General features: G+C 38.0%; 1 protein-coding gene. It reads right to left on the minus strand.

The features are described from left to right. Window positions 1–72 precede the first annotated feature (72 nt). Window positions 73–519, minus strand: a 447-nt coding sequence (locus OCV67_RS13510) for a dockerin type I repeat-containing protein (RefSeq protein WP_262644655.1), incomplete at its 5' end; no start/stop codon positions are given.

Here is a 519-nt window from a genome sequence, read left to right on the forward strand (position 1 = left end):
TTTTTTAACAAAAAGCCCGGTTATTCACCGAGCTTTATTGTGCTATTATTTAAATTATGTTTATATTATAAATCATACTTTTTTATTATCTGATATCGACTGCTCTGCCAAATATCTTGCAATATCCGCGGCATCTTTGGCTGTAATTTTACCGTCCTGATTAAAATCCATAGCTGGATAATCCTCAGCTGTTATCTTCTCTCCTGAAATAGACGACTGTGCAAGCTCTTTTGCAATAAATGCTGCGTCGCTTGCTGCAAGCTTTCCGTCTTCGTTGGCATCGCCTTTTATTTCAGGAGTTGTAACCGTTGTCGTAACCGAAGTTGTTTCCGCAATCGAGTTTGTAGAAACAGCAGTTGTTTGTGTTGTTACAACTATTGTTTCAGTTGTTGTTATATCAGTAGTAACAGGAGTGGTAGTTGTTACAGGCTCGTCATCAATGGCTATAAATGTAAACCTGTTTTGAAGTGCATATGTTTCTGCGGCTGTTCCTTTATAGCCTCGAATTACTACATCTTC

The sequence above is a fragment of the Porcipelethomonas ammoniilytica genome, assembly GCF_025567485.1.
GTDB lineage: Bacteria > Bacillota > Clostridia > Oscillospirales > Ruminococcaceae > Porcipelethomonas > Porcipelethomonas ammoniilytica.